The 998-nt window shown below is 49.8% G+C and carries 1 protein-coding gene; it reads right to left on the reverse strand.

Features of this window, described 5'->3' with window-relative positions; all coding sequences use genetic code 11:
• On the reverse strand, nt 1-998 hold a 998-nt coding region (locus tag E4T71_RS08660), incomplete at both ends, for a G5 domain-containing protein (RefSeq protein WP_194181265.1).

The raw sequence follows: 998 nt of genomic DNA on the forward strand, positions 1-998 counted from the left end.
CCGGAAGGGCGGTAACCTGACCTGTGCTAGCATCCACACTGTAACGGGTGGTACTTGTCTCAAGACCAGCACGTCCCTCTGTTACAACACGCTCCTGACCTTTTTCGAGATTCGGATCGTCCTGACGGATTTCCTTGAACGGAAGCTCCTTCGTTGTGACACTTGGCTGAGTTCCTACACGAACAATCTGTGATACTGCTGGAGTCGTCACACTTTCGCTGACTAGACTATCCTTGGTAACGTTCCAAACAACTTCCTTAGTGCCTGCAACACCCTCTTGGGATACCTGACTTGAACCATAAGCAAGGCTCTCATCTGATTCATAAACCGTTTCAAAAGCAATCGGCTCTTGACGAGTTTCTAAGACATCTTCTGGCTCTGGAGTCACTACTGGTGGCTCAATTTCCTTGGTACCAACCGCAATCACACGATCCTCGGCTGAACGAGTTTCAACCTCAACTGGAAGGGCAGTAACCTGACCTGTGCTAGCATCCACACTGTAACGGGTGGTACTTGTCTCAAGACCAGTACGACCCTCTGTTACAACACCCTCCTGACCTTTTTCGAGATTCGGATCGTCCTGACGGATTTCCTTGAACGGAAGCTCCTTCGTTGTGACACTTGGCTGAGTTCCTACACGAACAATCTGTGATACTGCTGGAGTCGTCACACTTTCGCTGACTAGACTATCCTTGGTAACGTTCCAAACAACTTCCTTAGTGCCTGCAACACCCTCTTGGGATACCTGACTTGAACCATAAGCAAGGCTCTCATCTGATTCATAAACCGTTTCAAAAGCAATCGGCTCTTGACGAGTTTCTAAGACATCTTCTGGCTCTGGAGTCACTACTGGTGGCTCAATTTCCTTGGCACCAACCGCAATCACACGATCCTCGGCTGGACGAGTTTCAACCTCAACCGGAAGGGCGGTAACCTGACCTGTGCTAGCATCCACACTGTAACGGGTGGTACTTGTCTCAAGACCAGCACGTCCCTCT

It is taken from the genome of Streptococcus sp. WM07 (assembly GCF_004570525.1).
Lineage (GTDB): Bacteria > Bacillota > Bacilli > Lactobacillales > Streptococcaceae > Streptococcus.